At 77.3% G+C, this 282-nt stretch carries 1 protein-coding gene; it reads right to left on the bottom strand.

Features of this window, described 5'->3' with window-relative positions; all coding sequences use genetic code 11:
• Positions 1-282 (bottom strand): DUF6286 domain-containing protein (locus ACFFNX_RS39295; RefSeq protein WP_378211244.1); only part of this gene is annotated, 282 nt, incomplete at both ends.

Raw genomic sequence — 282 nt, 5'->3', positions numbered from 1 at the left:
GACGCGTACCGCCACCTCGGGCACGCGTACGGGGTCGAGCTCCTCCAGCCGGTCGTACACGGCGTCGGCCACCTGCTCGCCGAGGTTCCCGTGGTCGCTGAACCCGGTGACCGCACGGATCTCCGCCCGCGGCCGCAGCCGTCCTCGCAGGCGTACGGTCGCGGCGTCCACGCCGGGCACGCCCAGGACGCTGGCGTGCAGGGCCGCGCGCAGCGACGAGCGGCGCAGGCCCGTGACGCCCGACGGGTCGTCGACGGCCAGCGGCGGCGTGCCCGTACGGCC

It is taken from the genome of Actinoallomurus acaciae (genome assembly GCF_042429965.1).
Classification (GTDB): Bacteria; Actinomycetota; Actinomycetes; order Streptosporangiales; family Streptosporangiaceae; genus Actinoallomurus; species Actinoallomurus acaciae.
The sequence above is the reverse complement of the archived record's forward strand: the minus strand, read 5'-3'. Positions and strand labels throughout refer to the sequence as shown.